General features: G+C 68.2%; 34 protein-coding genes. 20 read left to right on the forward strand and 14 right to left on the reverse strand.

Translation table 11 applies throughout. From position 1 onward, the window contains the following. Positions 1–9 precede the first annotated feature (9 nt). Positions 10–1,857 carry a glycoside hydrolase family 3 protein gene (locus tag ABZU72_RS08915; protein ID WP_355018501.1) on the reverse strand — a complete coding sequence of 616 codons (1,848 nt, stop codon included), beginning with the start codon at positions 1,855–1,857 and terminating at the stop codon, positions 10–12. 243 nt (positions 1,858–2,100) lie between these two features. Here ABZU72_RS08915 and ABZU72_RS08920 point away from each other — a divergent pair, with 243 nt between their 5' ends. Then, positions 2,101–3,162 carry an oxidoreductase gene (locus ABZU72_RS08920; RefSeq protein WP_355018502.1) on the forward strand — a complete coding sequence of 354 codons (1,062 nt, stop codon included), beginning with the start codon at positions 2,101–2,103 and terminating at the stop codon, positions 3,160–3,162. Positions 3,163–3,164: 2 nt separating this feature from the next. Here ABZU72_RS08920 and ABZU72_RS08925 read toward each other — a convergent pair whose 3' ends face one another. From ABZU72_RS08925 to ABZU72_RS08935, 3 genes are read right to left on the reverse strand one after another with little or no spacing between them, the layout of a single operon-like run. After that, positions 3,165–3,572: a VOC family protein gene (locus ABZU72_RS08925; protein ID WP_355018503.1), complete on the reverse strand. Its 408-nt coding sequence runs from the start codon at positions 3,570–3,572 to the stop codon at positions 3,165–3,167. Between the two features lie 40 nt (positions 3,573–3,612). Continuing rightward, a complete protein-coding gene (locus ABZU72_RS08930) occupies positions 3,613–5,238 on the reverse strand; it encodes a PH domain-containing protein (RefSeq protein ID WP_355018504.1) in 1,626 nt (541 codons plus the stop codon). Further along, complete coding sequence (locus tag ABZU72_RS08935; protein WP_355018505.1) at positions 5,235–5,753, reverse strand: PH domain-containing protein; 519 nt, start codon at positions 5,751–5,753, stop codon at positions 5,235–5,237. The genes ABZU72_RS08930 and ABZU72_RS08935 overlap by 4 nt, the downstream gene beginning before the upstream one ends. A gap of 129 nt (positions 5,754–5,882) precedes the next feature. Between ABZU72_RS08935 and ychF the strand changes: the two genes are divergently transcribed. The 5 genes from ychF (at position 5,883) to ABZU72_RS08960 (ending at position 9,015) form a co-directional block, all read left to right on the forward strand. After that, complete coding sequence (gene ychF / locus ABZU72_RS08940; RefSeq protein ID WP_355018506.1) at positions 5,883–6,956, forward strand: redox-regulated ATPase YchF; 1,074 nt, start codon at positions 5,883–5,885, stop codon at positions 6,954–6,956. 80 nt (positions 6,957–7,036) lie between these two features. Beyond that, positions 7,037–7,330, forward strand: a complete 294-nt coding sequence (locus tag ABZU72_RS08945; protein WP_355018507.1) for a DUF1330 domain-containing protein — start codon at positions 7,037–7,039, stop codon at positions 7,328–7,330. A 20-nt stretch (positions 7,331–7,350) separates the two neighbouring features. After that, positions 7,351–7,809 (forward strand): SRPBCC family protein, encoded by a 459-nt coding sequence (locus ABZU72_RS08950; protein ID WP_355018508.1) that lies wholly within the window; start codon positions 7,351–7,353, stop codon positions 7,807–7,809. Between the two features lie 131 nt (positions 7,810–7,940). Then, complete coding sequence (locus tag ABZU72_RS08955; protein ID WP_355018509.1) at positions 7,941–8,318, forward strand: hypothetical protein; 378 nt, start codon at positions 7,941–7,943, stop codon at positions 8,316–8,318. A gap of 31 nt (positions 8,319–8,349) precedes the next feature. After that, positions 8,350–9,015 carry a hypothetical protein gene (locus tag ABZU72_RS08960; RefSeq protein WP_355018510.1) on the forward strand — a complete coding sequence of 222 codons (666 nt, stop codon included), beginning with the start codon at positions 8,350–8,352 and terminating at the stop codon, positions 9,013–9,015. Between the two features lie 125 nt (positions 9,016–9,140). Here ABZU72_RS08960 and ABZU72_RS08965 read toward each other — a convergent pair whose 3' ends face one another. The 3 genes from ABZU72_RS08965 to ABZU72_RS08975 form a co-directional block, all read right to left on the reverse strand. Then, positions 9,141–9,485 (reverse strand): VOC family protein, encoded by a 345-nt coding sequence (locus ABZU72_RS08965; protein ID WP_350662469.1) that lies wholly within the window; start codon positions 9,483–9,485, stop codon positions 9,141–9,143. Between the two features lie 71 nt (positions 9,486–9,556). Then, the gene (locus tag ABZU72_RS08970; RefSeq protein ID WP_355018511.1) at positions 9,557–10,765 is read right to left on the reverse strand and encodes a N(5)-(carboxyethyl)ornithine synthase; all 1,209 of its coding nucleotides are present in this window, start codon (positions 10,763–10,765) and stop codon (positions 9,557–9,559) included. A 102-nt stretch (positions 10,766–10,867) separates the two neighbouring features. Further along, positions 10,868–11,245, reverse strand: coding sequence for an HTH domain-containing protein (locus ABZU72_RS08975; RefSeq protein ID WP_355018512.1), 378 nt, complete (start codon positions 11,243–11,245; stop codon positions 10,868–10,870). 56 nt (positions 11,246–11,301) lie between these two features. Between ABZU72_RS08975 and ABZU72_RS08980 the strand changes: the two genes are divergently transcribed. From ABZU72_RS08980 to ABZU72_RS09000, 5 genes are all read left to right on the forward strand, one after another. Further along, positions 11,302–11,991, forward strand: coding sequence for an alpha/beta hydrolase (locus ABZU72_RS08980; RefSeq protein ID WP_355018513.1), 690 nt, complete (start codon positions 11,302–11,304; stop codon positions 11,989–11,991). Positions 11,992–12,011: 20 nt separating this feature from the next. After that, positions 12,012–12,611 (forward strand): hypothetical protein, encoded by a 600-nt coding sequence (locus ABZU72_RS08985; protein ID WP_355018514.1) that lies wholly within the window; start codon positions 12,012–12,014, stop codon positions 12,609–12,611. Between the two features lie 390 nt (positions 12,612–13,001). Beyond that, positions 13,002–13,553, forward strand: coding sequence for a hypothetical protein (locus tag ABZU72_RS08990; protein ID WP_355018515.1), 552 nt, complete (start codon positions 13,002–13,004; stop codon positions 13,551–13,553). A gap of 26 nt (positions 13,554–13,579) precedes the next feature. Then, a complete protein-coding gene (locus ABZU72_RS08995; RefSeq protein WP_355018516.1) occupies positions 13,580–14,053 on the forward strand; it encodes an SRPBCC domain-containing protein in 474 nt (157 codons plus the stop codon). Then, positions 14,050–14,382 (forward strand): metalloregulator ArsR/SmtB family transcription factor, encoded by a 333-nt coding sequence (locus ABZU72_RS09000; protein ID WP_355018517.1) that lies wholly within the window; start codon positions 14,050–14,052, stop codon positions 14,380–14,382. The genes ABZU72_RS08995 and ABZU72_RS09000 overlap by 4 nt, the downstream gene beginning before the upstream one ends. A gap of 89 nt (positions 14,383–14,471) precedes the next feature. Here the strand turns inward: ABZU72_RS09000 and ABZU72_RS09005 are convergent, their stop codons facing one another. Further along, a complete protein-coding gene (locus tag ABZU72_RS09005) occupies positions 14,472–16,796 on the reverse strand; it encodes an arylsulfatase (RefSeq protein WP_355018518.1) in 2,325 nt (774 codons plus the stop codon). A 110-nt stretch (positions 16,797–16,906) separates the two neighbouring features. Beyond that, on the reverse strand, positions 16,907–17,227 hold the full coding sequence (locus ABZU72_RS09010; RefSeq protein WP_355018519.1) for a transcriptional regulator: 321 nt from the start codon (positions 17,225–17,227) through the stop codon (positions 16,907–16,909). 98 nt (positions 17,228–17,325) lie between these two features. Here ABZU72_RS09010 and ABZU72_RS09015 point away from each other — a divergent pair, with 98 nt between their 5' ends. Then, positions 17,326–18,042, forward strand: coding sequence for an NADPH-dependent F420 reductase (locus ABZU72_RS09015; RefSeq protein ID WP_355018520.1), 717 nt, complete (start codon positions 17,326–17,328; stop codon positions 18,040–18,042). 19 nt (positions 18,043–18,061) lie between these two features. Here the strand turns inward: ABZU72_RS09015 and ABZU72_RS09020 are convergent, their stop codons facing one another. Further along, positions 18,062–19,006, reverse strand: a complete 945-nt coding sequence (locus ABZU72_RS09020) for an SMP-30/gluconolactonase/LRE family protein (protein ID WP_355018521.1) — start codon at positions 19,004–19,006, stop codon at positions 18,062–18,064. A gap of 104 nt (positions 19,007–19,110) precedes the next feature. On the opposite strand from ABZU72_RS09020, the gene ABZU72_RS09025 reads away from it, so the two are divergent. After that, positions 19,111–19,563 (forward strand): Lrp/AsnC family transcriptional regulator, encoded by a 453-nt coding sequence (locus tag ABZU72_RS09025; protein WP_355018522.1) that lies wholly within the window; start codon positions 19,111–19,113, stop codon positions 19,561–19,563. An 8-nt stretch (positions 19,564–19,571) separates the two neighbouring features. On the opposite strand, the gene ABZU72_RS09030 is transcribed toward ABZU72_RS09025, so the two are convergent. After that, positions 19,572–20,477: an SDR family NAD(P)-dependent oxidoreductase gene (locus ABZU72_RS09030; RefSeq protein WP_355018523.1), complete on the reverse strand. Its 906-nt coding sequence runs from the start codon at positions 20,475–20,477 to the stop codon at positions 19,572–19,574. Positions 20,478–20,575: 98 nt separating this feature from the next. Between ABZU72_RS09030 and ABZU72_RS09035 the strand changes: the two genes are divergently transcribed. Then, the gene (locus ABZU72_RS09035; protein WP_355018524.1) at positions 20,576–21,241 is read left to right on the forward strand and encodes a TetR family transcriptional regulator; all 666 of its coding nucleotides are present in this window, start codon (positions 20,576–20,578) and stop codon (positions 21,239–21,241) included. 2 nt (positions 21,242–21,243) lie between these two features. On the opposite strand, the gene ABZU72_RS09040 is transcribed toward ABZU72_RS09035, so the two are convergent. After that, the gene (locus ABZU72_RS09040) at positions 21,244–21,597 is read right to left on the reverse strand and encodes a nuclear transport factor 2 family protein (RefSeq protein WP_355018525.1); all 354 of its coding nucleotides are present in this window, start codon (positions 21,595–21,597) and stop codon (positions 21,244–21,246) included. Between the two features lie 117 nt (positions 21,598–21,714). Here ABZU72_RS09040 and ABZU72_RS09045 point away from each other — a divergent pair, with 117 nt between their 5' ends. Next, positions 21,715–22,521, forward strand: coding sequence for a helix-turn-helix transcriptional regulator (locus ABZU72_RS09045; protein ID WP_355018526.1), 807 nt, complete (start codon positions 21,715–21,717; stop codon positions 22,519–22,521). Here the strand turns inward: ABZU72_RS09045 and ABZU72_RS09050 are convergent. After that, positions 22,511–22,963: an Lrp/AsnC family transcriptional regulator gene (locus ABZU72_RS09050; RefSeq protein WP_350838185.1), complete on the reverse strand. Its 453-nt coding sequence runs from the start codon at positions 22,961–22,963 to the stop codon at positions 22,511–22,513. The genes ABZU72_RS09045 and ABZU72_RS09050 overlap by 11 nt on opposite strands. Positions 22,964–23,026: 63 nt before the next feature. On the opposite strand from ABZU72_RS09050, the gene ABZU72_RS09055 reads away from it, so the two are divergent. Genes ABZU72_RS09055 through ABZU72_RS09075 form a run of 5 tightly spaced genes read left to right on the forward strand, consistent with a single transcriptional unit; the run spans position 23,027 to position 25,455 of the window. Continuing rightward, positions 23,027–23,755, forward strand: a complete 729-nt coding sequence (locus tag ABZU72_RS09055) for an AzlC family ABC transporter permease (protein ID WP_355018527.1) — start codon at positions 23,027–23,029, stop codon at positions 23,753–23,755. Beyond that, positions 23,748–24,077: an AzlD domain-containing protein gene (locus tag ABZU72_RS09060; RefSeq protein ID WP_355018528.1), complete on the forward strand. Its 330-nt coding sequence runs from the start codon at positions 23,748–23,750 to the stop codon at positions 24,075–24,077. Before ABZU72_RS09055 ends, ABZU72_RS09060 begins: the two co-directional genes overlap by 8 nt. Positions 24,078–24,106: 29 nt before the next feature. Further along, positions 24,107–24,505 carry a low affinity iron permease family protein gene (locus tag ABZU72_RS09065; RefSeq protein WP_355018529.1) on the forward strand — a complete coding sequence of 133 codons (399 nt, stop codon included), beginning with the start codon at positions 24,107–24,109 and terminating at the stop codon, positions 24,503–24,505. A 35-nt stretch (positions 24,506–24,540) separates the two neighbouring features. Then, positions 24,541–24,870: a nuclear transport factor 2 family protein gene (locus ABZU72_RS09070; protein WP_355018530.1), complete on the forward strand. Its 330-nt coding sequence runs from the start codon at positions 24,541–24,543 to the stop codon at positions 24,868–24,870. Positions 24,871–24,876: 6 nt separating this feature from the next. After that, complete coding sequence (locus tag ABZU72_RS09075) at positions 24,877–25,455, forward strand: DUF1349 domain-containing protein (protein WP_355018531.1); 579 nt, start codon at positions 24,877–24,879, stop codon at positions 25,453–25,455. Between the two features lie 4 nt (positions 25,456–25,459). Here ABZU72_RS09075 and arr read toward each other — a convergent pair whose 3' ends face one another. Beyond that, positions 25,460–25,870, reverse strand: a complete 411-nt coding sequence (gene arr, locus ABZU72_RS09080; protein ID WP_355018532.1) for an NAD(+)--rifampin ADP-ribosyltransferase — start codon at positions 25,868–25,870, stop codon at positions 25,460–25,462. Positions 25,871–26,048 lie beyond the last annotated feature (178 nt).

Consider the following 26,048-nt stretch of genomic DNA (forward strand, 5'->3'; position numbering starts at 1 on the left):
ATGGGGTTCCTAGTAGGACAGCCCGTGGCCGAGCGGGAAGAGATCCGGGATCTCCACCGGGAGCTTGCCGCTCGGGTTCACCTCGCCGTAGAGCACCCGCACCAGCGACTCGAGCTGGTGGGAGGTGTAGCCGTAGGTGTCGAGAACCGTTGCCGCCTCAGGGAAGGACGTGACGTCGTAGGGGTTGCGCATCGCGGTCACGATCACCGGGACCTCGGTGGCGAGCAGCGCCTTGACCAGCTTGGTCTGGGCCACGGCCGCCGGTGTCGGCTGGCCGGTCGCCGGGTTGATCTGCCAGGCGTTGTTGGTCGGAATCACCACCAGATCCTTGCCCGCGGCAGCCGCGACCGCGGCATCGATCTGCGCGTCGGTCGGAGTGGTGCCTGACTGCAGCACCTGGGTCGTCGCGCCGCGCTTCTGGAGCCCGGCCGCGATGCCCGCCGTCGTGTCCACGCCCCAGCCCGCGACCAGGACGTTCTTCGCCCCGGGCGCCAGCGGCAGCAGGCCGTCGTCGTTCTTCACCAACGTGGTGGTGCGGTCGGAGATCGCCTGGGCGTCGGCCTTGTGCGCCGGGTTGCTGAAGACCGCCGGAGCGGCAGCCGGGTCGACGTACGGACTCTTGAAGATCTCGTTGTCGAGCTTGTGCTTCAGGATCCGGTAGACCGACTCGTCGAGCCGCTTGCGCGAGATGGTGCCGTTCTTGACGGCGTCGAGGACCGCGGCGTACGCCGTGTCCATCTGCGGCGGGATGAGCAGCTGGTCGGCGCCGGCGAGGAACGCCTCGACCGGAGCGACGTCGGGCGGGTACGTCGCGCTCGCGCCCTGCATGTCGAGGGCGTCGGTCACGATCAGGCCGTCGAAGCCCATCTCCTCACGGAGCAGACCGGTGAGGATCGGCTCGGACATGGTGGCCGGCTCGCCGCTCGGGTCGATCGCGGGCACGGTCACGTGAGCCGTCATGATCGCGTCGATCCCGGCGTCGATCGCGGCCTCGAAGGGCGGCAGGTCGATCGCCTCGAGCTCCTCGCGGCTGTGGGTCACCTCGGGCAGGCCGTAGTGGCTGTCGGTGCCGGTGTCGCCGTGGCCCGGGAAGTGCTTGGCGATCGAGGAGAGGTCACCGTCGTCGAAGCCGCCGACCTCGGCGGAGACGATGTCGGAGACCGCGGCGGAGTCGGCTCCGGGCGAGCGGATCCCGATCACCGGGTTGTTGGGGTTGAGGTTGACGTCGGCGACGGGCGCGTAGTCCTGGGTGACCCCGACGGCGGCCAGCTCGGTGCCGATCACCTCGGCCGATCGGGCTGCGTCCTCGGTCGAGCCGCCGGCGCCCAGCGCCATCTGGCCGGGCATCTGGGTGGCGCCGCTGGCCGGACCGAAGCGGGCCACGAGCGCGCCGCCCTCCTGGTCGACAGCGATGTTGAGCGGGATCTTGGGCCGCTGCTGCAGCGCGGCGCGCTGGAGACCGTTGGAGAGCGTCGCCACCTGGGCCGCGTCACCGATGTTGTCGGGGCCGCGGGTGGTGAAGTAGATGACCCCGCCGGGCTGGTACTTGGCGATCGCCTGCGCCGGGGTGTCCACCCCGTAGAGCCTCTGGTTGCCGGCCTTCGCCGTGTCGCTGACGGTGTTGGCGTCGCGTCCGTAGACCTCGATCACGAAGAGCTGGCCGACCTTCTGCTGCAGCGACATGTGGCGCATCAGCGAGACGATCTGGCCGTGCTGCGTCGGCTTCTTGGTGGCGGTCGTCGCGGGCGGATCCGGCTCGGCGGCGTGCGTTGCTGCGTACGGCATCGCCACCGCCACCGCGGCCGCGAGTCCCGCAGCCGCCAACCTTCCGCGTCTGGTCAGTGTCGTTCTGCTCATGACAACCTCCCCATCTGCACCGCTGGTACGCGGCACGGCGATTCACTCTAGGGGCTACCAACCGGTCACGGAAGAAAATTCCCGAGTCCGCACATCTGGCCCGCCGAATCTGCAGTTGTGGAGGACGAAACTCGACTTTCGTCGTCCACAACTGCAGATTCGCCTGCCGTTGCCGCCGATTCGGCGGACGAGTTTTGCCGGATCGGTGGACAGAACGGCCTCGCAGGGCCAAGGTGAACCTTCGTGCGCATCGTTGTCGGAGCCGCAGCGGCGGCCACTCTCGCTCTCACCACCCTCACGCTCGCGCCGGCGGCGCAGGCTGTGCAGTCAGTGCAGTCAGGGGGTGCGTACGACTGGACGTCTGTGAACGTGGATACGACACAGGGGTTCCGGGCGCTGGACGCCGTCGACGCGAAGACCGCGTGGGTCGGCGGGGATGGCGGGGGAGTGTTCCGTACGACCGATGGCGGCCGGACCTGGGACGAGGTCTCGCCGCCAGGATCAGACGGGCTCCTCTTCCGAGACGTCGAAGCAAGCTCTGCGAGGGAGGCCGTGGTGCTCTCCATCGGCGAGGGCGAGGCGAGCCGGATCTACAAGACCGTCGACGGCGGAGCGACCTGGACCGAGACGTTCCGGTCCGCGGAGCCGGCCGCGTTCTACAACTGCGTCGACTTCTGGCCCGGCGGCAAGCGCGGGATCGCGATGAGCGACCCGGTCGACGGCGAGTGGCGCATCATCACGACCTCCGACGGCGGCGACACCTGGACGATCGCCGACACGCGCGGCCTGGAGGCGCCGGGCGAGTTCGGCTACTCGGCCAGCGGGACCTGCCTGGTCACCGCGGGGGCGCGCGACGCCTGGATCGGCGGGGGCGGCGCCGCCGCGAAGATCTACGCCACCCACGACGGTGGTCGTTCCTGGTCCGCCGCCGACTCCACGATCGCGACCGGCGAGGCCGCCGGCGTCTTCGGGCTCGGCTTCCGCAACCCTCGCCAGGGGATCGCGGTCGGTGGCGACTTCGGCCTCGAGGATGACGGCGTCGACCGCGCCGCCTACTCCACCGACGGTGGTCGCACCTGGACCAACTCCGACTCCGACCTGGGCGGATACCGCGAAGCAGTCGCCTGGATCGGCGGCCGCACCGCGATCGCCGTCGGCCCCAACGGCAGCGACATCAGCCACGACAACGGCCGTTCCTGGAAGCCGTTCGGCGCCACCCAGACCCGCTTCCACACCGTCGACTGCGCCCGAGGTGTCTGCTGGGCCGCCGGTGCGGGCGGACGGGTCGGGGTGCTCGCCCGCTGAGGTCAGATCTTGAGGCCGATCGTCATCGGACCGCTCGAGGTCATCTCGTGCTCGCCGCGCTCGATGCAGAACTCGTTGCCCTCGGGGTCGCGGAGCGCGACGAAGCCGGTTCCGTCCTCCTTGCGGTGGTCACCGAAGATGGTCGCGCCGAGTGAGAGCGCGCGCTCGACGAGCTCGTCACGGGTGGTGTCCTCCGGCTTGATGTCGATGTGGACCCGGTTCTTCGCGGACTTCGCCTCGGGCACCGGGACGAAGAGGAACATCAGCTCCTTCGACGGGAAGCTGCGGGCGACGATCACCTCGGGGTCCTCGTCGTAGAAGAGGTGCCAGCCGGTGACGGCCGACCAGAACTCCCCGAGCTTGCGGGGGTCGGCGCAGTCGAAGGTGAGGTGGCGGATCTGGATAGTCATGGCCGGATCATCCACCGAAGCCTGTCCGTAGCGGAACGGGTTATTCGACGAACTCCGAGACCGTACGCGGCGTGGCCGCCGCCGTGAGGGCGACGGCCGTCTCGAGCGGCACGTCCGGGATGTCGACGTGCTCCTGTCCGGCCGCGGTCATCGCGGTGGCCTGGGCCAGGCCGATGCGGCGGTCGAAGAAGGTCTGCCTGACCCGCCAGCCGATGATGCCGTCGGTCTGCAGGGCGGTGCGTACGGCGGTGTAGGAGCCGGAGCGGACCACCAGGTAGCGGTCGGTGAGCGCGTGGCCGAGGTGGCGGTGACGCAGCTCGGCACCGAGCAGCCCGAGAACGAGGGCCAGCACCAGCATGGCGACCGGGATCCACCAGAGCCAGATGTCGCCGAACACGCCGATCAGCACGGTCGGGACCAGCGCGACGAGCGTCCACACGACGGTGGCGACGACCGCCCGGAACCAGTAGCGCCGGCGTGGCCGTGGCCCGTGGCCGGCGAGCGCCGCCGAGAACGCGTCCTCGCCGAGGATGTCGGTGCCGACCTCGGAGACGACCTGCTCCGGGGCCGTCGGCAGCACCGCGGGGGAGTTGTCGTCGAGCCCGGTCGTCAGCAGGTTGAGGTCGGCGCCGCCGGCCAGACCGATCAGCGGCCCGACGGTGGAGGTGGCGCCGCGTACCTTCGCCTCTTCCACCGTCGTCGCGCGGGTGCTGGTCAGGCCGAAGCTGCGCCGCAGCGTGGTGCCCTCCCGGCCCTGCTCGCGCACAACCTGGAGGTCCCACCAACGCACCGCGTAGCCGACGCACGACCCGATCGCCCACACCGCGGCCGCCCCGACGATCGCGATCGGGATGGCGATGAACAGCATGCGTACGACCTCGTCGACCGGGACGCCGTTGACCTCGCCGTTGGTGACCCGGACTCCGAAGGACCCCCACGGGATCAGGTCGGAGAAGGCACCGAAGACCGCACCCAGACCGCCGACCGCGATCGCAAGGTTCTTGAGGTTGAGCGGGGCGTACCTGATCCAGGACCAGTCGAGTCTGGCGATGACCTCGCCTTCGGACGGGGCCTCGGCGGGCTCGGTCTCTGGCGATGAACCTTCAGCTGAGGGCACGGCGGACGCGGATGGCGCGGATGTCGATGTCGCTGGGGCCGCGTGCAGGAGCTCGCGTCGCAGCCGGGCGGCGGCGTCCTTGGTCAGCGAGTCGAGGGTGATCTGGCCCTCGTCGACCCCGGTGCCGACATTGACCTTGGTGACCCCGAGCGCGCGGTGGATGAGCGTCGAGCTCAGGTCGACGCTACGCACGCGGTCGAGCCGCGCGGTCAGGGTGGTGCGGTTGAGCAGACCCTTGCGTACCTCCAGGTGGGTCGGCGTCACCCGATAGCTCGTGGTCAGCCACGGGACCATGCCGGCCAGGGCCGCGACCACCGCGATGCCGGCCGCGACCAGCAGGCCGATGAACACGTTCGCCTGCCCGGCACCGAAGGCACCGATCGCGGCCGGGATGATCGCCTGGCGCAGCGTCGAGAGCGGGCTGACGACCGCGGTCCAGCCGGCCAGCCGCTGCCACTCCGCGTCCGGGACGACAGGAGCGTCAGGTACCTCAGGGATCTCAGAGACCTCGCGAATCTCAGGAACGTCAGGGACCTCGGGCGTGCTCACGTCGCGTCCTCAGGCGTCGCCGCGGTGATCGCCACCAGCTTCGCGACGACCTCGAGCGCCAGCGCGTCGTCGAGGCAGGCGATCTGGACGATGCCTGCGGAGGAGGCGGTGGAGACCTTGACCGTACGCAGCCCGAACCGCCGCATCAGCGGCCCTTGGGTCGAGTCGACCGTCTGTACTCGGGAGAGCGGCACGATCTCGTCGACGACCGTGATCCACCCGTGGCGTACATGGACGGCGATGTCGGTCACCTCCCACCGGTGGATCCGGAACCGGATCGACGGCACGAAGGTCAGCCCCGGCACCGGCGCCAGGACGAATACCACGGCGACGAGCCAGAGGATCCACGTCCAGAAGCCCTCCGGGACGAGGACCGCCGCCACGACCGCACCCACCGCGAGGGCCAGCCAGATCACGGCGCCGATCGCCTCCGCCGTACGCCAGTACGCCGGTGCGCTCTCTGAGACCTGATGTGCGGGTTCGCGCAGTCGCTGTGGTGCATCGGGGGCGTTCACGGGACGCGAGCCTATTGGGTGAAGGCCCTTTACCGTCGGAATTCGTGATCGGCGGTTCTGGCCTGGCCGCCCCACTGCGCTGTCCGGCGTTTCGGCCGTGGTCGGCGTACGACCCTAGGATTGTCGATCGTGGCACTCACCATCGGCATCGTGGGACTTCCCAACGCGGGCAAGTCGACCCTCTTCAACGCTCTGACCAAGAACGACGTACTCGCGGCGAACTACCCGTTCGCCACCATCGAGCCCAACGTCGGTGTCGTCGGGGTGCCCGACGAGCGGCTGCCCGAGCTGGCGAAGATCTACGGGTCCCAGAAGCTGCTGCCGGCCACGGTGCAGTTCGTCGACATCGCCGGCATCGTGCGCGGCGCCTCGCAGGGTGAGGGCCTGGGCAACAAGTTCCTCTCCCACATCCGTGAGTCCGACGCGATCTGCCAGGTCACCCGAGTCTTCCGTGACGACGACGTCACCCACGTCGACGGCAAGGTCGAGCCCGCCAACGACATCTCCACCATCCAGACCGAGCTGATCCTCGCCGACCTGGAGACGGTCGAGAAGGCGATCCCGCGGCTGGAGAAGGAGTCGCGCAAGGCTCCCGACCTCAAGGCCAACCTCGCCGCCGCGGTCGAGGCCAAGGAGGCCCTCGAGGCCGGCACCCCGATCATCGCCACGAAGATCGACCGCGCGCTGATCCGCGACCTGATGCTGCTCACCGCGAAGCCCTACATCTTCGTCTTCAACTGCGACTCCGACGAGCTCGCCGACGAGGCCCTGAAGGACTCGATGCGCGAGCTGGTCGCCCCCGCCGAGGCGATCTTCCTGGACGCGAAGTTCGAGTCCGAGCTGGTCGAGCTCGACGAGGACGAGGCCCGCGAGTTCCTGGCCGACGCCGGCGTCGAGGAGCCCGGCCTGGACATCCTGGCCCGCGTCGGCTTCGACACCCTCGGCCTGCAGACCTACCTCACCGCCGGCCCCAAGGAAGTACGCGCCTGGGAGATCCCCAAGGGCGCCACCGCCCCCGAGGCCGCCGGTGTCATCCACACCGACTTCCAGAAGGGCTTCATCAAGGCCGAGATCGTCTCCTACGACGACCTCATCTCCGCCGGCTCCGTAGCCAAGGCCCGCGACCTCGGCAAGGTGCGCATGGAGGGCAAGGACTACGTCATGGCCGACGGCGACGTCGTGGAGTTCCGCTTCAACGTCTGAGCGACGGACCGGATCGGCCGCCGGGTGGCGTGCTGCGCTACCCGTACGTCAGATGCACTCAACCCAACACTGGAGGTTCCATGCCCAAGGGCTACTGGGTCAGCGCGTACCGCACCATTTCCGACCCTGAGAAGCTGGCCGCTTACAACAAGCTGGCCCCGCAGGCCGTCAAGGCCGGGGGCGGTCGGGTCCTCAGCCGTGGCAGTCGGGTCGTGGCGCATGACGCCGGAATCGCCGAGCGCACCGTCCTGATCGAGTTCGACAGCTTCGAGCAGGCCGTCGCGGCGCACGAGAGTGCGGCCTACCAGGAGGCGCTGGCCGCCCTCTCCGACGGTGTCGAGCGCGACTTCCGCATCGTCGAAGGCATGGACTGACCGAAGTCCAGGATCTTCAGGTGCCACGGATCGAGCTCACCACTGAGATTCCGGCGACGCCGGGGCGGTGCTTTGAGCTGAGCTTGTCCGTGGACGCGCACCAGTCGTCGATGTCCGACTCGGGTGAGCGCGCCATCGCCGGTGTCACCTCGGGTGTGATGCGTCTCGGCGACTCAGTGACCTGGGGAGCCCGACATTTCGGGATCCCGTTCACGATGACCTCGGTGATCAGTCAGTACGACGCTCCGTACCGGTTCGTGGACGAGCAGGAGTCCGGCCCGTTTCGGCGGTGGTGGCATGAGCACCGATTCGAACCAGTCGCCGGCGGCACCCGGATGACGGATGTCGTGGAGTTCGAGTCGCCGGCCGGAGCGGTCGGGCGGTTCGTGAACGCCCTCGTGCTGACTCGGTACATGACGAAGCTGCTGGAGCAACGGAACGCGTGGTTGGTCGACGCTCTCTCTGCGCCTGAGGTCTGATGGCTCTCGTGGCGCGAGCACTCGTCTCCCCGTGCTGATGCAGCAGCGACGTGGGAGTCCCGAAGTCACCCGGTGACCTCAGGGCTCCCACGTTGCTTGCCAGTCAAGGTCTGCTTGGACCCCGGGACGCAATGAGTGGGCTGGACGTCCTCGACATCGTGATGGTGCTGGTCTTCAGCTGGGCAGGTGCCTTGGTCTACTTCCTCATCGCGTTCCTGCGTCACCGACAGGAGTCCCGAGCCGTGGTCGCGGTGTCGCCTGCGATCGTAGAGACCGAGACGACCTTGAACCGGGTCGATGAGGCGTACGCGCTGGCCTGGGCCGAAGCGCGTACGGCAGCCGACGACGACCTGATCGACGTGCTCCGCCAGGCAGGACTCGGGCCGAGTTGGACCGAGCCTGGCCGGCCGCGGGCGGATCTGCTGCTCGCCATCTGGCGGGCGGGCGCTACCCCGCGATCCGCCTCGAGACAGCTTCGCGAAGCACTCGGCGCACGGTCTGGCGCTTGACCCTGGTGGGGACCAGGAGAAGTCTGGAGAGATGACTAACTGTGCGATCGATGACTCGCGTTCGCTGCTGACTCTCGGCCGGGTGGACTCGGTGCGGGTCCAGGTCGGCTATCGGGCCAGCCCGGACGAGCAGGTGGATCGGCAGTACTTGCTCGACCTGTCGGTCCCAGAGCCGGACGGCGGGGGAGGCGAGGATGTCCTCGACGAGCGGGGGATCCTCGCCGCACTGGAGCCAGTCTTGTACGCCGGGGCCGACGCGCGGCGGCACTACTCGCTGCACCAGCACCGATGGCACACCAGTTGGGGCGCCAGTCCGGGTGCCCTCGAGATCGGGCTGCTGGTGAACACCGGGCCCCGGACAACGGCCGTCTCGGAGGCGTCGTACGCCGGTGTGTCCCGCGCCTTTCGTGACGTGATGGAGGTGGTCGGCCAGCCGGAGCGGACGCCGATTTCGCGGGAGTCGGCGGTCCAGCGCACCCGGCGCGCGGCCGCGACGGCGTACGCCGTGGACCCGGACGCCCTGTCGCTCCGCGCGGAGGAGCACCACGCGGCGGACAACTCCTGGACGCTCACCTTGCGCTCCACCGCGGGGGATGAGTACGACGTGGTGGTCGGCTTCGTCGAGGGGTACGCCGGTTCGGTGTCGGTGCGGCACGCACACCGGATCGAGGCGTCCGACTCCCTCGGGCCCGAGTGACCCGGAGCCATGAAGTCGCCGCGACGGCACCCGCCACCTGTCGTACCCCAAAGCTCGGACCGGACGTAGGACCGGGCGTCGGCTCGGATGAGTCGTAGGGGCAGCATCTTCGCAGTCCTCCCCGGTCAGGTGTGGGTGCCGACGTTGATCACCCGCCCGGACGAGTCGCGGTAGAAGAATCGGCGCACGCCCCACTCTTCCGTGGACAGGGGGTGCACGATCTCAACGCCCGCAGTCACTGCCGCGGCGTGGGCAGCTTCGACATCGTCGACGAAGATCGAGACGTCCGGGTTGACCGAGGCCGTTGCGTCAGTGGTCATCAATCCGATCTGGTGGCCGGCGTCGTCGGCAAGGAAGGCAATCCACCCCATGTTCATGACCACCCGCATGCCGAGCACGCCGGTGTGCTCGGTGATGGCGGTCGCGAGATCATCGACGGTCAGGATCGGGGCGATGCGCTCGATCTCCATGCAACAATCCGATCATATTCAGCGGCCTCGGTTCGAAACGTTGGTCAGCGACAGAACGGTGGAGTTCCGCTTCAACGACTGAACGCCTCGGCAGCGCGAATGTGCGGATAGGCCGGGTCGCGTCCCTGGAAGCTCAGGATGCTCGGGTTGCTGATCACGCCGTGGTCGATCTCGATCGCCCGGGAGACGGTCAGGTCAGTCGCCCACTCGGCCGGTCCCTCCATGACCGTGCGAAGGAACGGCAGCAGCGCCTCGCTGATCTCCCAGGTGGCCGTGTTCCACAGGTATGACGGGGTGTGGTCGACCGCGTAGTAGTTGACGCCGTTGCCGACCGTGAACATCGGGTCGTCGAATGTGGTGGGCTTCGCCCACTCGAACCCCATCCCCTCGTCGCACGAGACGTCGACGATCAGGCTGCCGGGGGCGAACCCCGCCAGATCCTCGGTACGCAGATAGGTCAACGGTTCTGCGACGTCCTGGAGCGTGCAGTTGACGACGATGTCGTGCGATGCCAGGAACTCCGGGAGCAGGACGTTGCCGTCCTTCGTGAGCACCTCGCTGAGGTGGGTCTCGCCGTCGCCGGTGTTGAGCTGGGCGATATGCGCGCCGTGGATCGGGGAGCCGACCGCCGCGACGCCGCGCTGGGTGAGGACCTGGATGTCGTGGATCCCCTGCGCCGTGAGCGCAGTCACCGCACCCCGTGCCGTCGCACCGAAGCCGATGACGACTGCGCTCCGACGAGGCCCGTACATGCCCGTGGACCCGATGAGGCTCAGGCCATGGAGCACCGAGCAGTAGCCGGCGAGCTCGTTGTTCTTGTGGAACACATGCAGGCTGAAGTCACCGCGGCGGCTCCAGTGGTTCATCGCCTCGAATGCGATGAGCGTGAGCCGGCGGTCGATCGCCGTCTGCGTCAGCCCGGGGTCCTGAACGCAGTGCGGCCATCCCCACAGCACACCGCCCTCGGGGATCGCTGCCACGTCGGCCGCCTGCGGTTTCGGAAGCAGCAGCACGTCAGCTGCCTCGATCACCGCGGAGCGATCCGCGACCTTGCCGACCCGCGACTCGACGTAGCCGGGCTCCAGCTGGAAGTCAGCGCCGTAGCCGCGCTCGACGATCATCCGCGCACGGAGATCCGGGTCGATCAGATCGAGGTGATGAGGGTGGATCGGCAGCCGGTGCTCGTTCTCCATCGAGGAAGCCGCGAGCAGTCCGAGGGTGAGCAGCGTGTTGGTCGACGAGCTGGTGGCGGTGGAAAGGGATGAAACAGCGCCGGACATCCGGTCTCCCATCATTGGGGAACCAGGGTCAGCTCCTGACTCGATCGTACGTGCCCCCTGTTATGCCGACGCGATCGTCGAACACGCGCGACGGAGCCGCAGCTACCCCGAGGGCAGCAGCGCTCGGGTGAGCTTGTGCATGCTTGTCCTCGCCGAGTCGGTCGCTGTGGGACCGAGGGCAACCAGGGCAACGATCAGCGCCGCCACCTCGTCCGGTTCGAGCGAGATGGGGTCCAGCTTCGACCGCACATCCAAGAGATAGCCACCTCCCGGGCCTCGCTGGACGCGGATGGGGATGCCGCTCTCACGCATCCGGGCGATATCGCGCTCGACGGTCCGTGCGGTCACGTCGAGAGCATGGGCCAAGGCGAGTGCCGACTTCGGTACGCCGCGCTGCCATCGCAGTTGCTCGATGAGAGCGTGCTGTCGCTCGATCCGACGGAGAGTCAGATGCGGATCGGCCGACCTGGAGAACGCCACAACACGACCCTAATGCCGACACCTGCCTGTCGGCCTCTGACCGTAGTTTGAACCGTATGACACTTCCTCTCCTCTTCCTGTCCGGCGCCGGGCTACCCCCTTGGATCTGGGACGAGGTTCGTTCCGGGATCACCACCCCGTCGGTGGTCGGCCCTCGCCCCGCGACAGGTTCAGGGACCGTCACTGAGTACGCTCGAGCGGCTCTCGACGCCGCTCCCGAGGGATCATTTGGTGTCGTCGCGCACTCTGCTGGAGGCGTGGTCGCCGCGGAGCTGGCACGTCTCGCCGCGGGTCGAGTGGACGCAGTGCTCGGAGTCGCCGCCGTGATCCCCGCGTCTGGTGCATCCTTCGCCTCGTCGCTACCGTTCCCCAACAAGATCCTGCTTCCTCTGATCCTCCGCGTCGCGGGAACCAAGCCGCCCGAGTCAGTGATCCGCAAGGGCCTCGCTGCGGGGCTCGACGAGGAAACCGTGCAGCGGTTGATCGCCGACCTCGAACCCGAGCCGGTGAAGTACTTCACCACCCGCACCACGGGGCACGAAGCGATGCGCGCGGTGCCGCTCAAGAAGTACGTCGTCACCACCGATGATGCCGAGCTGACCGTCGGTATGCAGCGAGGCTACGCGGGGCAGCTCGGTGCAAGCGGCGTGACCGAGATCGCCAGCGCGCACCTCCCCATGATCACCAACTCTGCCGAGGTGATCGCCGCCGCGCAGGACCTCGCCGAGAGCCACCCAACCGTTTGAACCGCCTCTGGAGGCAACCGATGAGCGTATGGACAGAGTCCGTCAAGCGTGGCTGGGCGAACCTGGTGGGACCGGAAGCCACTCGTGCGAACACCACGATCGCCCTCGGGTCCGCAGTCGTCGGACTGGTCGGGGCGGCGATGTGGGCGAAGCGCAGTGGAGCGGGCGGCGGGTCGACAACGACCATGGCCGTACTGGCTGCCGACCTGATCGGTGGCGCGTATGTGAACAACACTCGCGCGTCCGTCCGGTGGTACGAGCGTGCCGGCCAGGACGATGCCGATCACCTCAGGTTCGCAGCGCTGCACGGACATCCTGCCGTGGTCGCCTGGGTGGATCATCGCGTGGGTGCCCGCGACAACGTCGTCGCCTGGGCAGCGGCGCAATACGGCTACATGATGCTGTCCACCGCCATCATCCGACGTTCCTCGACTCATCGGCGCAGCCTGGGGCTGGCTCTGACAGTTGGTGGTCTAGTTCTCGACCGTGCACTGGGAAGCTCGACCGTCGCGCCATGGTTCGCCTGGTCCTACTACCCCAAGCTGCTCATGGGGCATGCTGCGGGATCGCTCTGGCCAGAGACAGACATCGGTGTGCCGGAGCCCCGCTCCGAGGTCTGAGGCTCGCCGGGGAACGGGCCGTTTCGGCGGTGGTGGCACGAGCACCGATTCGAATCGGTCGCCGACGGCACGTTGATGACAGATGTTGTGGAGTTCGAGTCGCCTGCCCGCTCGGTCGGGCGGTTGCTGAACGCCCTCGTGCTGACCCGGTACACCACCAGGGGGAGTCCCGAAGTCGCCCACGGCAGTTAGTGCAACCTTGGGGTTGCTATTCAGTGTGAGGCGTGCCAGAGTGGCATGCAACCATTGGGTTGCAGATTCCTTGGGGGAGAGATGTCTCATCGACGGGGGCGTTCGGTAACGGGCGGTTCACGAGCGGCGATCGCGCTGGGCGCATTGTTCACGGGGACGCTGGTGATGGGGGCCAGGTCCTCAGCCATGAGGTCGAGCATGCCCACCACGAGCATCTCGGCACACCCCCCGGAACGGGCTGGCCGAGCGATGGCGGTGGTGATCTCCGGGTTCGCCGTCTCCGGCGCGGTGGGAGTGCCGTTGGGCCGCCTCCTCGGCGAAGCCGTCGGCTGGCGGGCATCGTTCCTGGGCGGTGTGGCCGAGGTCTCGGGGCCTTGGATCGGAGTCTGCCTGATGGGCTACGGCATCGCCGCCGCAGTCGGGTCGTTGGCTGGTGGAAGGTTCGCCGACATCGGTGCCGCACGCGCCCTGACAGTCGGCGCCGTCGGCTCCGCGGCGTCACTCATCGCAATGGTCCAGTGGGGGACGAGCGCCGTCGTCGCGGTTCTCGCGGTCCTCTGCCTCGGCATGTGCAGCGCAGGCATCACCGCCCCGTGGCAGCACCGCGTCGAACGCCTCGCCGGTCCCGGTGCGATCCTCGCCGCCATCGCCGTCGCCGCCGCGATCGCCAGCCGCTCGCTGCGTCCCGCATCCTCAACCTCGACCGAACCAGATCGGACACCGGAACCAGAACCCGTCGCCATCAGCTGATGCCGACACCGAGAGAAAGGAAACCCATGAAGAACACACAGAACCCGCTGGCCGAGATCGAGGCGGACACCTTCAGCGTACGCCGCACCATCCATGTCAACGCGCCCCGGGAAAAGGTCTGGCGAACCGTCACCGAGCCCGAGCTGATCTCGCAGTGGTTCGGCCAGATCACTCTCACCGGTACCGGTGTCGGCGCCCTCGGTACGATCGGTTGGCCAGGTGAGCGCAGAGTGCCGATCCGGGTCGACACCTTCGACCCTCCGTCGGAGGTGTCCTACCGCTGGTGCAACGAGGAAGGACCGCTGCCGGAAACGGTCGACGAACAGCGTTCGACTGTCTTCCGTTTCACCCTGGAGGCGACTCCCGGCGGCACTCAGCTCACCGTCGTCGAGACGGGCTTCGAGCACACCAGCGACCCGACGGGGCTCATGGCAGACCATCGTGGCGGCTGGGACGAGGAACTCGACAAGCTGGTCGCCCTCCTCGAGCAGGGCTCATGAGCATCGACACCCCCATCGACCAGGCCGTGGTCGAGATGTGCAGCGCGCTCGGCGACGAGAGCCGATGGAGCATCCTTGCCGCCCTGGGCGAGGGCGACGCCTCGGCGTCGGCCCTCGCCCGGCGCCTGCCCATCACCCGGCAAGCCATCGCCAAACACCTCGCCGTCCTGCACGAGGTCGGTCTCGTGGAGACCGTCCAGGCCGGGCGCGAGGTCCAGTATCGGGTAGTCGGCTCCGGGCTCAGCACCGTCGCCCGTCGCCTCGATGCCATCGGCATCGAGTGGGACCGTCGCCTTGCTGCCATCAAGCAGATCGCCGAGAGCCTCTGACGCCGCCTGACGGCCCCCGACCGTGTGATCGGTCTGCTCGATCACACGGTCGAAGGGGAGTCACGTCCCGCTGGACGGGAGGATCCTCATCAGTCTCGAGACATCGCGGCGTGGAAGTCGCGCTCCAGGTCGAGGTAGACGTCGTCGCCGATATTGATCTCGACCACCCTGATCTTGGCCCCGGTGAGAGCAAACGGTGACGAGTACTCCCGCGAGACCGGGTCGGCGCCGTCCTTGCCCACGGTGAGCCCCTCCCCACACAGTGCGAAGTGGCCGGGCTGTGTCTTCCACTCGCCCTTGGCGACCGCCTGGTCGTCGACGTAGAGCGTGGTGGTTCCGATCGCCTCCTGGTGCTCGCCGTGGCCCTCCTTGGAGAACTCCACTCCTAGCACGTGCTTTCCGGGCTTCAGCTCGTCCGCTGAGACCAGCTGCTGCTCAGGCGGGATGCCGAGGAAGTTGTACGCGTACCAGAGCTTTCGCTCCTTGATGAAGAGCGTGTGCCCGCCGAAGCGGGCCCCGTTCGCGATGATCACGCCTTCCGCGTCGTCGTCGAGCTCCACCTGGGCCAGGATCTTGAACGACCGGCCGCGGATCTCCGCTGCAGCGAACTCCGGGACCGGCGAGGTGTTGGGGTAGTAGCGATAGACGCCGCCCTCCGGGACGTCAGCGACCGGCATCTCCTTGACCAGGTCGGCGATGGACCGGTTGTCGAGCGGCAGTACGTCGTACTTGCCGGCCTCGACGTACCAGAGGTTGACCAGCTCCTTGACCTTGTCGGGGTGCTCCGCGGCGAGGTCGTGCGCCTCTGACCGGTCGGCCTCGGAGCGGTAGAGCTCCCAGGTGTCGTTGACCAGGTCGGTCGCGGTGCCGCCGGCGTTCGGTGCGCGCTGGGCGACGACGTGCCAGCCGTCGTGCCACAGAGCTCGGGTGCCGAACATCTCGTAGTACTGGATGACCTTCTGAGTCGGTCCGTCCGCGTCGAAGCTGTACTTCATCGAGACGCCCGGAAGCGGCGACTGAGCGTACCCGAGCACCTCCTCCGGCATCTCCAGCCCGATGCATTCCAAGAGCGTGGGCACGATGTCGACGGCGTGGTGGTACTGGTTGCGCACCTCGCCGCGCGCCGCGATGGCCTTCGGCCACGAGATGACCAGCGGATCGGCGACGCCACCCTGGTAGGTGTAGCGCTTGAACATCTTGAACGGAGTGGAGAACGCCGTTGCCCAGCCGGTCGGATAGTGGTTGTAGGTGTCCGGGGAGCCGAGCTGGTCGAGCATCGAGAGGTTCTGCTCGAGGTCCTCGGGATAGGCGTTGAAGAGCTTGTTCTCGTTGACGGTGCCGTCCGGGCTGCCCTCGCCGGAGGCGCCGTTGTCGGCGCAGTACATGACGATCGTGTTGTCGAGCTGGCCCGTCTCCTCGAGGTAGTCGATGATCCGGCCGACCTGGGCGTCGGTGTACTCCGAGAACCCTGCATAGACCTCGGCGAACCGCGCGAAGAGCCGCTTCTCCTCGTCGTTGAGAGACTCCCAGGGCCGTACGTGGTCCATGGGCTGCGCGGCCTCGCCGGGCAGCGGGTTGATGTCGGTGAGCTCCGTGCCCTCCGGAAGGATGCCGCGCTCGACCATCCGTGGCAGCACCCACTCGCGGTAGGCCTCGTAGCCGTCGTCGAACTGGCCGGCGTACTTCGCGATGTACTCCTCCGGCGCGTGGTGCGGGGCGTGGTTGGCGCCGGGGCAGAACCAGAGGTACCACGGCTTCTTCGGTGCCGAAGTCTTGCTGTCGGCGATGAACGAGATCGCCTTGTCGGCAAGGTCCTTGGAGAGGTGGTAGCCGTCCTCGGGGAGGTAGGGCTGGTCGACGTAGTGGTTGTCCTCGGTCAAGGTCGGGTACCAGTTGTTGGTCTCTCCGCCGAGGAATCCGTAGAAGCGGTCGAACCCGCGCGCCAGCGGCCAGTTCCGCTTGCTCGCCCCGACCGCCCACTCGTCGAGCGGGACGTTGTGGTTCTTGCCGACCCAGAAGGTGTTGTAGCCGTTCTCGCGCAGCACTTCGCCGATGGTGGCGTTCTCCATCGGGATGTGGCCGGTGTGGCCAGGGAACCCCTGGGCACCTTCGGCGATCTGGGCGAAGCCGTTCTCGTGGTGGTTGCGTCCCGTGAGCAGGCAGGATCGGGTCGGCGAGCAGAGCGCCGTGGTGTGCCACTGGGTGTAGGTCAGGCCGTTGTCGGCGAGCCGTTGCATGGTCGGCATGTTGATGCGACCGCCGTACGGCGACCACGCGGCCATGCCGGTGTCGTCGTAGAGAACCAGCAGTACGTTGGGAGCGCCCTCCGGAGCCGGCGGCTCGCGGAAGGGCGTCCAGTCCGGGACCGAGTCCCGCACGTCGAGATTGACGATTCCCTTGAACTGCTTGGCCATCTCGTCTCCGCCCCTAGTCGTGTGTTCCAGACACTGATCTCTTGGCGGTTTCGGTCGCATCCCCCGGTTCAGGTGAGTGCGCTTCTGCCGATCACGGCGCGGGCGCTCCGTCAGGATGCCTCGCGCAGTACGAGCTCGAGCAGTCCGGGGAAGCGCGCTTCGAGGTCCTCGCGCCGCAGGCGGTTCATGCGGCGTACGCCCACGTCGTGCTGGTGGATGATCCCCGCCTCGCGCAGGGTCCGGAAGTGCCGGGTCCCTGCGGCCTTGCTGACGGGCAGCGGGAACTCGGTGCAGGGCGTGGGGTCCGCCGAGGCGGCGAGCTGGACCACGATGCCCCGTCGGATCGGGTCCGCCAGCGCCGACATGACCTGGAACAGGTCGAGCTCCTCCCGCTCGGGGTGCGTGAGGGGAGTCGAGGTGCGGCTAGCCATGTTCTCAGTATCTCGCAGTCCTATGTTTAAATGAAGGTGAACATAGCGACGGGACGTCTCAGCACGTACAGTCCACCACCTTCGTCGGATCGAGGATCATGTCCAGGCTCGGAATCATCGGCAGCGGGAACATCGGGGCGGCCATTGCCCGGCTGGCGGTTGCGGGCGGCGTACCCGTCGTCATCGCCAACTCGCGGGGACCGGAGAGCCTGGCCGACCTGGTCGAGGAGCTGGGTCCGCTGGCCGTGGCGGGGACAGTCGAGCAGGCGGCAGCCGCGGGCGAGGTCGTGGTGTTGTCGGTGCCGCTGCCGGCCCACACGAGCATCCCGCCGTCGCTGCTCGCCGGCAAGGTGGTGCTGGACACCGGCAACTACTACCCCTACCGGGACGGCCGCATCCGCGAGCTGGACGACGAGCAGGTCACCACGAGCGAGCTCGTGCAGCGACACTTCGCGGGCGGGCATCTGGTCAAGGCGTTCAACAACATCCTGGCGCACCACATCCCGCTGCTCGCCAGGCCTTCAGGCGCCGCCGACCGCACGGCCCTGCCGATCGCCGGCGATGACCAGCGGGCGAAGTCCGTCGCAGCCGCCATGATCGACCGCCTGGGCTACGACGTGCACGATGCGGGAACCCTCGCCGAGAGCTGGCGCTTCGAGCCGGAGGCTGCCGGCTACACCCGCGTCTACCTCGCCGACCAGTCGACGCCACTCGAGGACATGCTGACCGCACCCGCCGCTCCGGTCGACGTCGCGCGTCTTGCGTCTGTGCTCGAGAGTGCCGATCGCGTACGGGTCGCGGACCGGGCCTTCTGAAGTCCCGGATCGCCGCCGGCTACCGCCAGGGCTGCCGCCCGGGGCCGGTGGGGTGGGTGCCGGTGACGCCCATGACGACCGAGTAGAGGCTGGTCTCGGCGGTGATGAAGAGGCGGTTGCGCTTGGCGCCGCCCCAGGAGATGTTGGAGACGACTTCGGGGACGTTCAGCCGGCCGATGAGGGTGCCGTCGGGGTCGTAGCAGTGCACGCCGTCGCTCATCGCGGCGACCCAGAGGCGGCCGCCGTCGTCGAAGCGGAGGTTGTCGAAGCGGGCGCCGTCGCGGGCTCCGGCTTCGGCGAAGACCGATCCGTCGGACAGGGTGCCGTCCTCGCGTACGTCGAAGACCCAGATCTTGCCGGCGCGGGTGTCGGAGACGAAGAGCTGGCGTTCGTCGGGGGAGAAGACCAGCCCGTTCGGGGCGCCGAAGCAGTCCGCGACCAGGCTGACCTCGCCGGTGGCGGGGTCGATCCGGTAGACGTTGTTGGAACCGATCTCGCTCTCCGCGCGGTAGCCCTCGTAGTCGCTGGTGATGCCGAAGTCGGGGTCGGAGAACCAGATCGAGCCGTCGGACTTCACGGTCGCGTCGTTGGGGCTGTTCAGGCGCTTGCCCTGCCAGCGCTCGGCCAGCACGGTGATCGTGCCGTCGTGCTCGGTCCTGGTGATCCGGCGGTTGCCCTGCTCGCAGGTGATCAGCCGGCCCTCGCGGTCGAGGGTGTTGCCGTTGGTGTGCCCGGCAGAGCGGCGGAAGACGCCCACGTTCCCGGTCTCCTCGTCCCAGCGCAGCATTCGGTCGTTGGGGATGTCGCTCCAGACGACCTGACGCCAGGCGGGCACGTAGATCGGCCCCTCGGCCCAACGGCACCCGGTGAAGAGCGCCTCCAGCGCCTCGTCACCGTTCATGCACCGCCCGGTGCGGAACCGGTCGTCAAGCATCTCGTACAGCCCAGGGCGATCGCTGCTCATGGAGTCCACTCCTCAATATCCAGGATGCCGAACCTGAATCGGCCTGAGGCGAAGACTGCAAGATGAGATACGGTTCACGCAAGATATTTCTGAATGGAGTACCTGTGGACCAGATCGATCGCGAGCTGCTGGCCGAGCTCCAGCGCGACGCCACCCAGTCCTACGCCACGCTCGGCCAGGCCGTCGGCCTCTCCGCGGGTGCGGCTCACGAGCGCGTACGCAAGCTGCGTGAGAGTGGCGTCATCCGGCGCACCACCGCCGACGTGGACCCGGCCGCCGTGGGCAGCGGCGTCCTGGCGTACGTCATGGTCGACTCGACGTCATGGATGGGGGACTCGGCGCAGGCGTTCGCCGAGCTTCCGGAGATCGTGGAGGCGCACATCATCGCGGGCAGCGCCTCGGTGCTGGTGAAGGTCAGGACCGCGACCACCGAGCAGCTGCAGGACGTGCTGCGCCGGATCTACGCCATCGAGGGCGTCAGCGGAACGCAGGCGACGGTGGTCCTGGAGACCTTCTTCGAGCGGCCGCTCTCGCCCCTCGTCGCGGACCAGGCCTGATTCGCGGCTCAGCTGTCGAGGGGGATGCGTACGCCGGTGAGCTCCTCGGAGGCGGTCCACAGCCGCTGCTGGGTCTGCAGGTCGTAGGAGGCGGGGCTGGAGGTCACCAGCTTCGGATGTCCGCGGACCTCGCCCCGGCCGCCGGGTCCGTAGTACTGGCCGCCGATGACGGACGGGTCGGTCGCGGCGCGCAGGGTCGGCAGGGCGCCCATCTCGGCCGGCTGGGTGATCAGCGGCGCGAGCCAGGTGAGCGGCACCCGAAGCGCGGCGGGTGTGTTGCGGGCGAGCTCGGTGTTGGACCCGCCGGGATGAGCGGCCACCGCGACCGTGGTGCCGTGCGGTGCGAGCCGGCGCTGGAGCTCGTAGGTGAACATCAGGTTGGCGAGCTTGGCCTGGCCGTACGCGGCGACGCGGCTGTATGAGCGTTCCCACTGCAGGTCGTCGAAGTGGATGTCGGCCCGGATGCGGTGGCCGATGCTGCTGACGGTGACCACCCGGGAGCCGGGGACGGGGAGGAGGTGGTCCAGCAGCAGCCCGGTGAAGGCGAAGTGGCCCAGGTGGTTGGTGCCGAACTGCAGCTCGAACCCGTCCTCGGTGGTCTGCTTCGGTGTGTACATCACGCCGGCGTTGTTGATCAGCAGGTCGATCCGCGGATGGGCGGCGCGGAGGTCGGCCGCCGCCGACCGGACCGAGTCCAGGGAGGTCAGGTCCAGGACCTGGACGGAGACGTCGCCGCCGATGCGCGCGGCCGCCTGCTTCCCCTTCTCGACGTCGCGGACGGCCAGGACCACGTGGGCTCCGTGCTCGGCGAGCATCCGGGCGGTCTCGTAGCCCAGCCCGGTGTTGGCGCCGGTCACGATCGCCACTCTGCCGTTCTGATCGGGGATGTGCTGCTCGGTCCAGGTGTCACTCATTGTCCGCTCCCTAAAGAACCATCGGTCTGTTACGACCAACTTAAGAGACCAGCGGTCTGATGTCAAGGGACCGGCGGTCTTTAAGTTAGCCTGGGGGTGTGACATTCCAACGGGCGCGAAGCGACGAGCAACGGGAGATCCGCCGCCGGGCGATCCTGGACACGGCGGCGGCGATGCTCGACGAGATGCCGGTGGCCGACGTGAGTCTCAACGAGCTCAGCCGGCGGGTGGGGCTGGCGAAGTCGAACGTCCTGCGCTACTTCGAGTCGCGCGAGGCGGTGCTGCTCGAGCTGCTCGACGACTTCTTGGGAAGGTGGCTCGAGGAGCTGGCCGAGGAGCTTGCTGCGGGGATCGAGGCCGACGCGTCACCGGAGGCGCGGGCGAACCAACTGGCCGAGGTCCTCAGCCGGTCGCTGTCGGAGCGGATGGTGCTCTGCGACCTCTTCGGCGCGCAGGGCGGCGTCCTCGAGCACAACGTCTCGGTCGAGGTCGTCAAGCGCCACAAACGCGCCTCCCACGCGAAGCTCGTGACCATGATCGAGCTCGTGCGCCGTCACCTGCCCGAGCTCGGTGACGGCGCCCAGACGTTCTGCCTGATGAGCCTGATCTCGGCGGGCGCCCTCGCGGCGTACGTCCCGCCACCGCCGAGCCTGCTCGCCGCCTATGCGGACGAGCCGGACCTCGGCGTACTCCACCTGGATCTGCGCGACGCCCTGCGGACCTCGTGCAGCGCCGCACTCGTGGGCGTGCTGCCACGCGCCTGACCTCAGGCGGGCACCTTGTCGAGGAAGCCGCGTACGTCACGGATCCGCTGGTCCTCGTCGACCACGACCACGTCGAAGCCGATGACGACAGGCTCCTCGCCGGCCGGTCCCAGACCCCACTGGAAGCGGGCCTGCTGGTGGTGGAAGTCGACGGCGCCCACGGGCGTGAACACGAAGTCCGGGAACTGCGCACGTACGGCCTGGATGGTCGCCCCGACGGCCTCGCGGCCCTGGACGTCGGCGAGCGGGTCCACGTAGACGCAGTCGTCGGACCAGTGCTTGGCCAGCAGCTCGGTGAGCACCGACTCGTCGGTGGCGTTCCAGGTGTCGAGGTAGCGCGTCACGATGTCGTTCATGGTGTCTTCCTTCTCTCGGATCGGGTTGCCACGAGAAGGTTCGCCGCTGGTCGGTGCGCTGGTCGATAACCTCTGAGGTCATGGCCGTTGCGATGCCGGGTTGGCTAGCCTCGGGCCGTGATCTCAACCGCGACGTCACCGTCAGCGCCGCCATCATCGGCATCGTCCGTCGGCACCGAGCTTCGCCGCTGGCGCGAGCTGCGGTCCTTGAGCCAGCTCGCGCTCGCCACTCAGGCCGAGGTGAGCACACGGCACGTGAGCTACGTCGAGAACGGGCGCTCCCGGCCGACACCGGAGATGATCGTCCGACTGGCCGAGGTGATGCGGGTGCCGATGGCCGAGCAGAACCGGCTCCTGCTCGCCGGAGGGTTCGCCCCTCGTTATCCACACCGCGCGACCGACGACGACGCGCTCGCGCCGGTGATGGCCGGCCTGCGCAGCCTGTTGGACGCCCACGCGCCGTACCCGGCCCTGCTCCTCGACGACCACTGGGACATCGTCGATGCCAACCAGCCCGTCGACGGGCTGCTCGCTGGCTGTGACCCGAGCCTGCTCGAGCCTCCGCTGAACGTGATCCGGCTCTGCCTGCATCCGCGAGGACTCGCCCCGCGCATCCGCAACCTTCCCGTCTGGCGTGCCCACCTGCTCCACCAGCTCAGCCGGCGCATCACGCACACCGGCGGTGACCCGGCCCTGGTCGCGCTCCGGGACGAGGTCACCGCGTACCCCTCCGCCGACGTGCCGTCCGCCCGGCCGCTGGCCGACCCGGTCGTCCCGCTGGAGATCGACGTGGGCGGCCACGTGCTCCGCTTCTTCAGTGTCGCCAGCCAGATCGAGAGCGCCGCCGACGTCACGCTCAACGGCCTCCATCTGGAGACCTTCGTCCCCGCCGACGACCGGACGCGACAGGTGCTCAGCCCTTGATCAGCCGCATGGTCTGGTGCGAGAGCAGTCTGTTCACCGCGGGCAGCCGGGAGATCGTCCCGACGATGAGGGCCTCGTACGCATCGGGGTCGGCGACCTGGACGCGCAGGTAGTAGTCGGGCTGGCCGAGCATGCGGCGCATCTCGGTGACCTCGGGGACGGCGACGGCGGCGGTCTCGAAGTCCTCGATGGTCTTGCCGTCGTTGACGGCGATGTCGATGGCCACGATGACCTCGAAACCGCGTCCACCGCTCTTCGGGTCGATGCTGGCGTGGTAGCCCTTGATCACGCCGTCGCGCTCCAGGCGCTGCACGCGGCGCAGGCACGGCGCCGGGGTGAGTCCGACCCGTCGGGCCAGCTCGGCGTTGCTCAGTCGGGCGTCATCCTCGAGCTCGGCAATGATTGCTCGATCCAGGTCGTCGATCGCATGATCATTGCGCATAGCGGCACTTTAGCATCGTCAATGGGCAACCCAAGGACGTCAGAACTTTCCTAGGCTTGCGACATGCAGGTGATGGAGATGGGGACGGCGCACCGGGAGCCCGCGGGGACCCGCGAGGAGGTCGCCGCCGGGTGGCGCACCGTGCTTCCCGCCTGTGTCGCGGTCGTGCCGCTGGGGCTCGCGCTCGGCGTACTGGTGGTCCAGTCCGGGCTCTCCTGGTGGTGGGCGCCGGTGCTCGGCGCGGTCGTGTTCGCCGGCTCCATGGAGTTCCTGCTGGTCGGCCTCCTGGCCGCCGCTGCTCCGCTGGCGCAGATCGCGGTCAGCACGCTGCTGGTGAACTTCCGGCACGTCTTCTACGCCATCTCGTTCCCGATGCACCGGGTGCACGGCCGCGGATGGAAGGCCTACAGCACCTTCGCCCTGACCGACGAGGCGTACGCGCTCACCGCGACGCCGGAGGCGGCCGGGTGGTCGCGGACCAGGATCGTCAGCATCCAGGCCTTCTTCCATCTGGCGTGGGTGCTCTGCGTGGCTGCCGGCGCCGGGCTGGGCTCCCTGATCCCGCCGCAGGTGGTCGGCCTCGACTTCGCGGTCACCGCATTGTTCGCGGTGCTGGGGATCGAGGCGTACAAGGTCCGTCGGTCTCTGCCGATCTCGGCTCTCGCCCTGGGCTGCGCGATCGTCGCGGCGCTGATCTCGCGGGACAACATGCTGCTGATCGCGATGGGCATGTTCTGTGTCGCGCTGGTCTGCTCGTACGTCCTGGCCTCCCGTAGGAGCAGGCGTGACTGATCCCTGGTACGTCCTGTCCGCCGTCCTCGTCTCCGCGGCCGTCACCTGGACCCTTCGCGCGGCTCCCTTCGCGATGCTTGCTCCGCTGCGCCACAGCGCGCTGCTGGCCTACATCGGCGACCGGATGCCCGTCGGCGTGATGGTCATCCTCGCCGCCTACACCCTCCGCGACACGGACCCTGTCGTCCTGACCTCGGCCGGGCCGGCCGCACTGGCCCTCGCGATCACGATCGGGTTGCACCTGTGGCGAGGCAGCATGACGCTGAGCATCTTCGCCGGCACGGCGGCGTACGTCCTGGTCACCTCCGTCATCGCGGCCTGAGCGGCGGCGATCGGGACTACGGTGTGCGCATGACCGTAGAGAACAAGGCCAGGAAGTCTCGTCAGCGAGGCGACGGACGGAACGGGTTCGAACGCTTCGTGGAGGTGGTCACCTCCGTGGTAAGCCATGCTCCGTTCTTCTATGTGATCGTCGGCGTTCTGCTGGTGTGGGCGGTCAGCTTCCCGCTCTGGTCCTCGAGCACCAAGTGGGAGCTGGCCGTGCACACCGGCTCCTCGGTCCTCTCGCTGCTGTTGCTGGTGCTGCTCCAGAACGCCGGGCGGCGCTCGGAGGAGGCGTCCCACGAGAAGCTCAACGTCATCGCCTCGGCCCTCTCCGATCTCATGGAGTCCCGGGCCCGTGACGACGAGGAACTCGCCGACTCGGTGCGCATCCTGCGCGAGGCCGTGGGGCTCGAGGAGCGACACTGAATACTTGCGACACCACCCGCTGAGAAGGAGTGCACATGACAGAGCAGACGATCCCTGAACCGGTCGCGGCCTTCATCGAGGCCGTCAACCGGCACGACGAGTCCGCGTTCCTCGACGCCTTCACCGAGGGGGGAGCGGTCGACGACTGGGGCCGTGTCTTCACGGGACGGGAGGAGATCAAGGGGTGGAGCGACAATGAGTTCATCGGCGCGCAGGGAACCCTCGCCGTCGAGGAGGTCGAGGCCGCGGGCACCAGCGTGACCGTGATCGGCGACTGGCGCTCCACCCACGCCAACGGCCGCTCGAAGTTCGTCTTCGACATCGACGGCGACCGGCTCACCAAGATGACCATTCGCGAGGGCTGACGGGCCTTGACCTCGATCCGCTGGGGGAGTGGGCGCTGGACCCATCCGCCCGTCGCCGCTGTCGCGCGCGGCTCTGACCTGCTCGTCACCGCCGCCGAGGGGAGCGACGCGTGGCGTACGACCTCCTACGGGTTCGTCCACGACAGCGAGCACGCCCTGCTGGCTCCCTTCGCCCAGGACACGGCGGTCGAGGTCGAGTTCACGGCCGCGTTCTCGCAGCAGTTCGACCAGGCCGGGATCTTCGTACGCGTCAGCGAGACGCACTGGGTCAAGGCCGGCGTCGAGTACGCCGACGGCCGGCCGCAGCTCGGCGCTGTCGTCACCGACGGCAGGTCCGACTGGTCGCTGGCGGCGGTGCCCGACTGGCGCGATCGGAAGGTCCTCATGCGGGTCAGTCGATCCGGTGACGCGCTCACCATCCGGGCCGCGGTCGACGGTGGGCCTCTTCAGCTCGTCCGACTCGTTCCGTTCGCCCCGGACCTCGTCGCCGAGGCTGGGCCGTTCACCTGCGCTCCCACGCGGGCGGGGCTCACGATCACCTTCTATGCCTGGCGTACGACTTCGGCCGACGCCGCCCTGCACTGATCGGTTAGTTGATGATCTCGGCCCGATCATCCGTGCGGATGGCAGTGAGGCGGTCTCGCCACGTCTGCAAGGCCTCCGGGGTCAGTCGGGTCCAGTCGTGGACCTCGGAGACGATCTTCAGCGGTGCCGTGCTGCGGTAGGAACGGGTCGGGTTGCCGGGGAACTTCTTGTCCGTGACATTGGGGTCGTTCTCGAACTCGCCGGTCGGCTCGACGAGGTAGACCCGTGGATCTCCGTCGCCGGGGGCGATCTCGGCGGCCAGGCCTGCGCCGTCGGGGAGCGCGGTGAAGTAGATGTGGTTCATCACGACGTCGGGCTTGTAATTGGAGCGGAACCCGGCGGTGAGTAGATCTCCTTCGCGAAGATCGGCCTTTGTGCCGTGGTAGAACGGCCCGTCGTCCAGCGGCTCACTCATGCTCGCAGGTTACTCGGGCATTTGTGCTTGGGTTCCAGCGTGGGTGGGGCCAATACCGGGTTTGGGTTGGGAGATTTAGAACCAGGGTGCCTGGGTGGGTGCCATTTACCTGTCTTGCGGACTACCAGCAGCGGTCTGGCTGAGTTTGGGATACCTGTCCCTGATTGAGTTCCGATCG

Origin of the sequence: Nocardioides sp. NPDC004968 (assembly GCF_040608935.1) — a bacterium.
In the GTDB taxonomy this organism is placed as follows: Bacteria; Actinomycetota; Actinomycetes; order Propionibacteriales; family Nocardioidaceae; genus Nocardioides.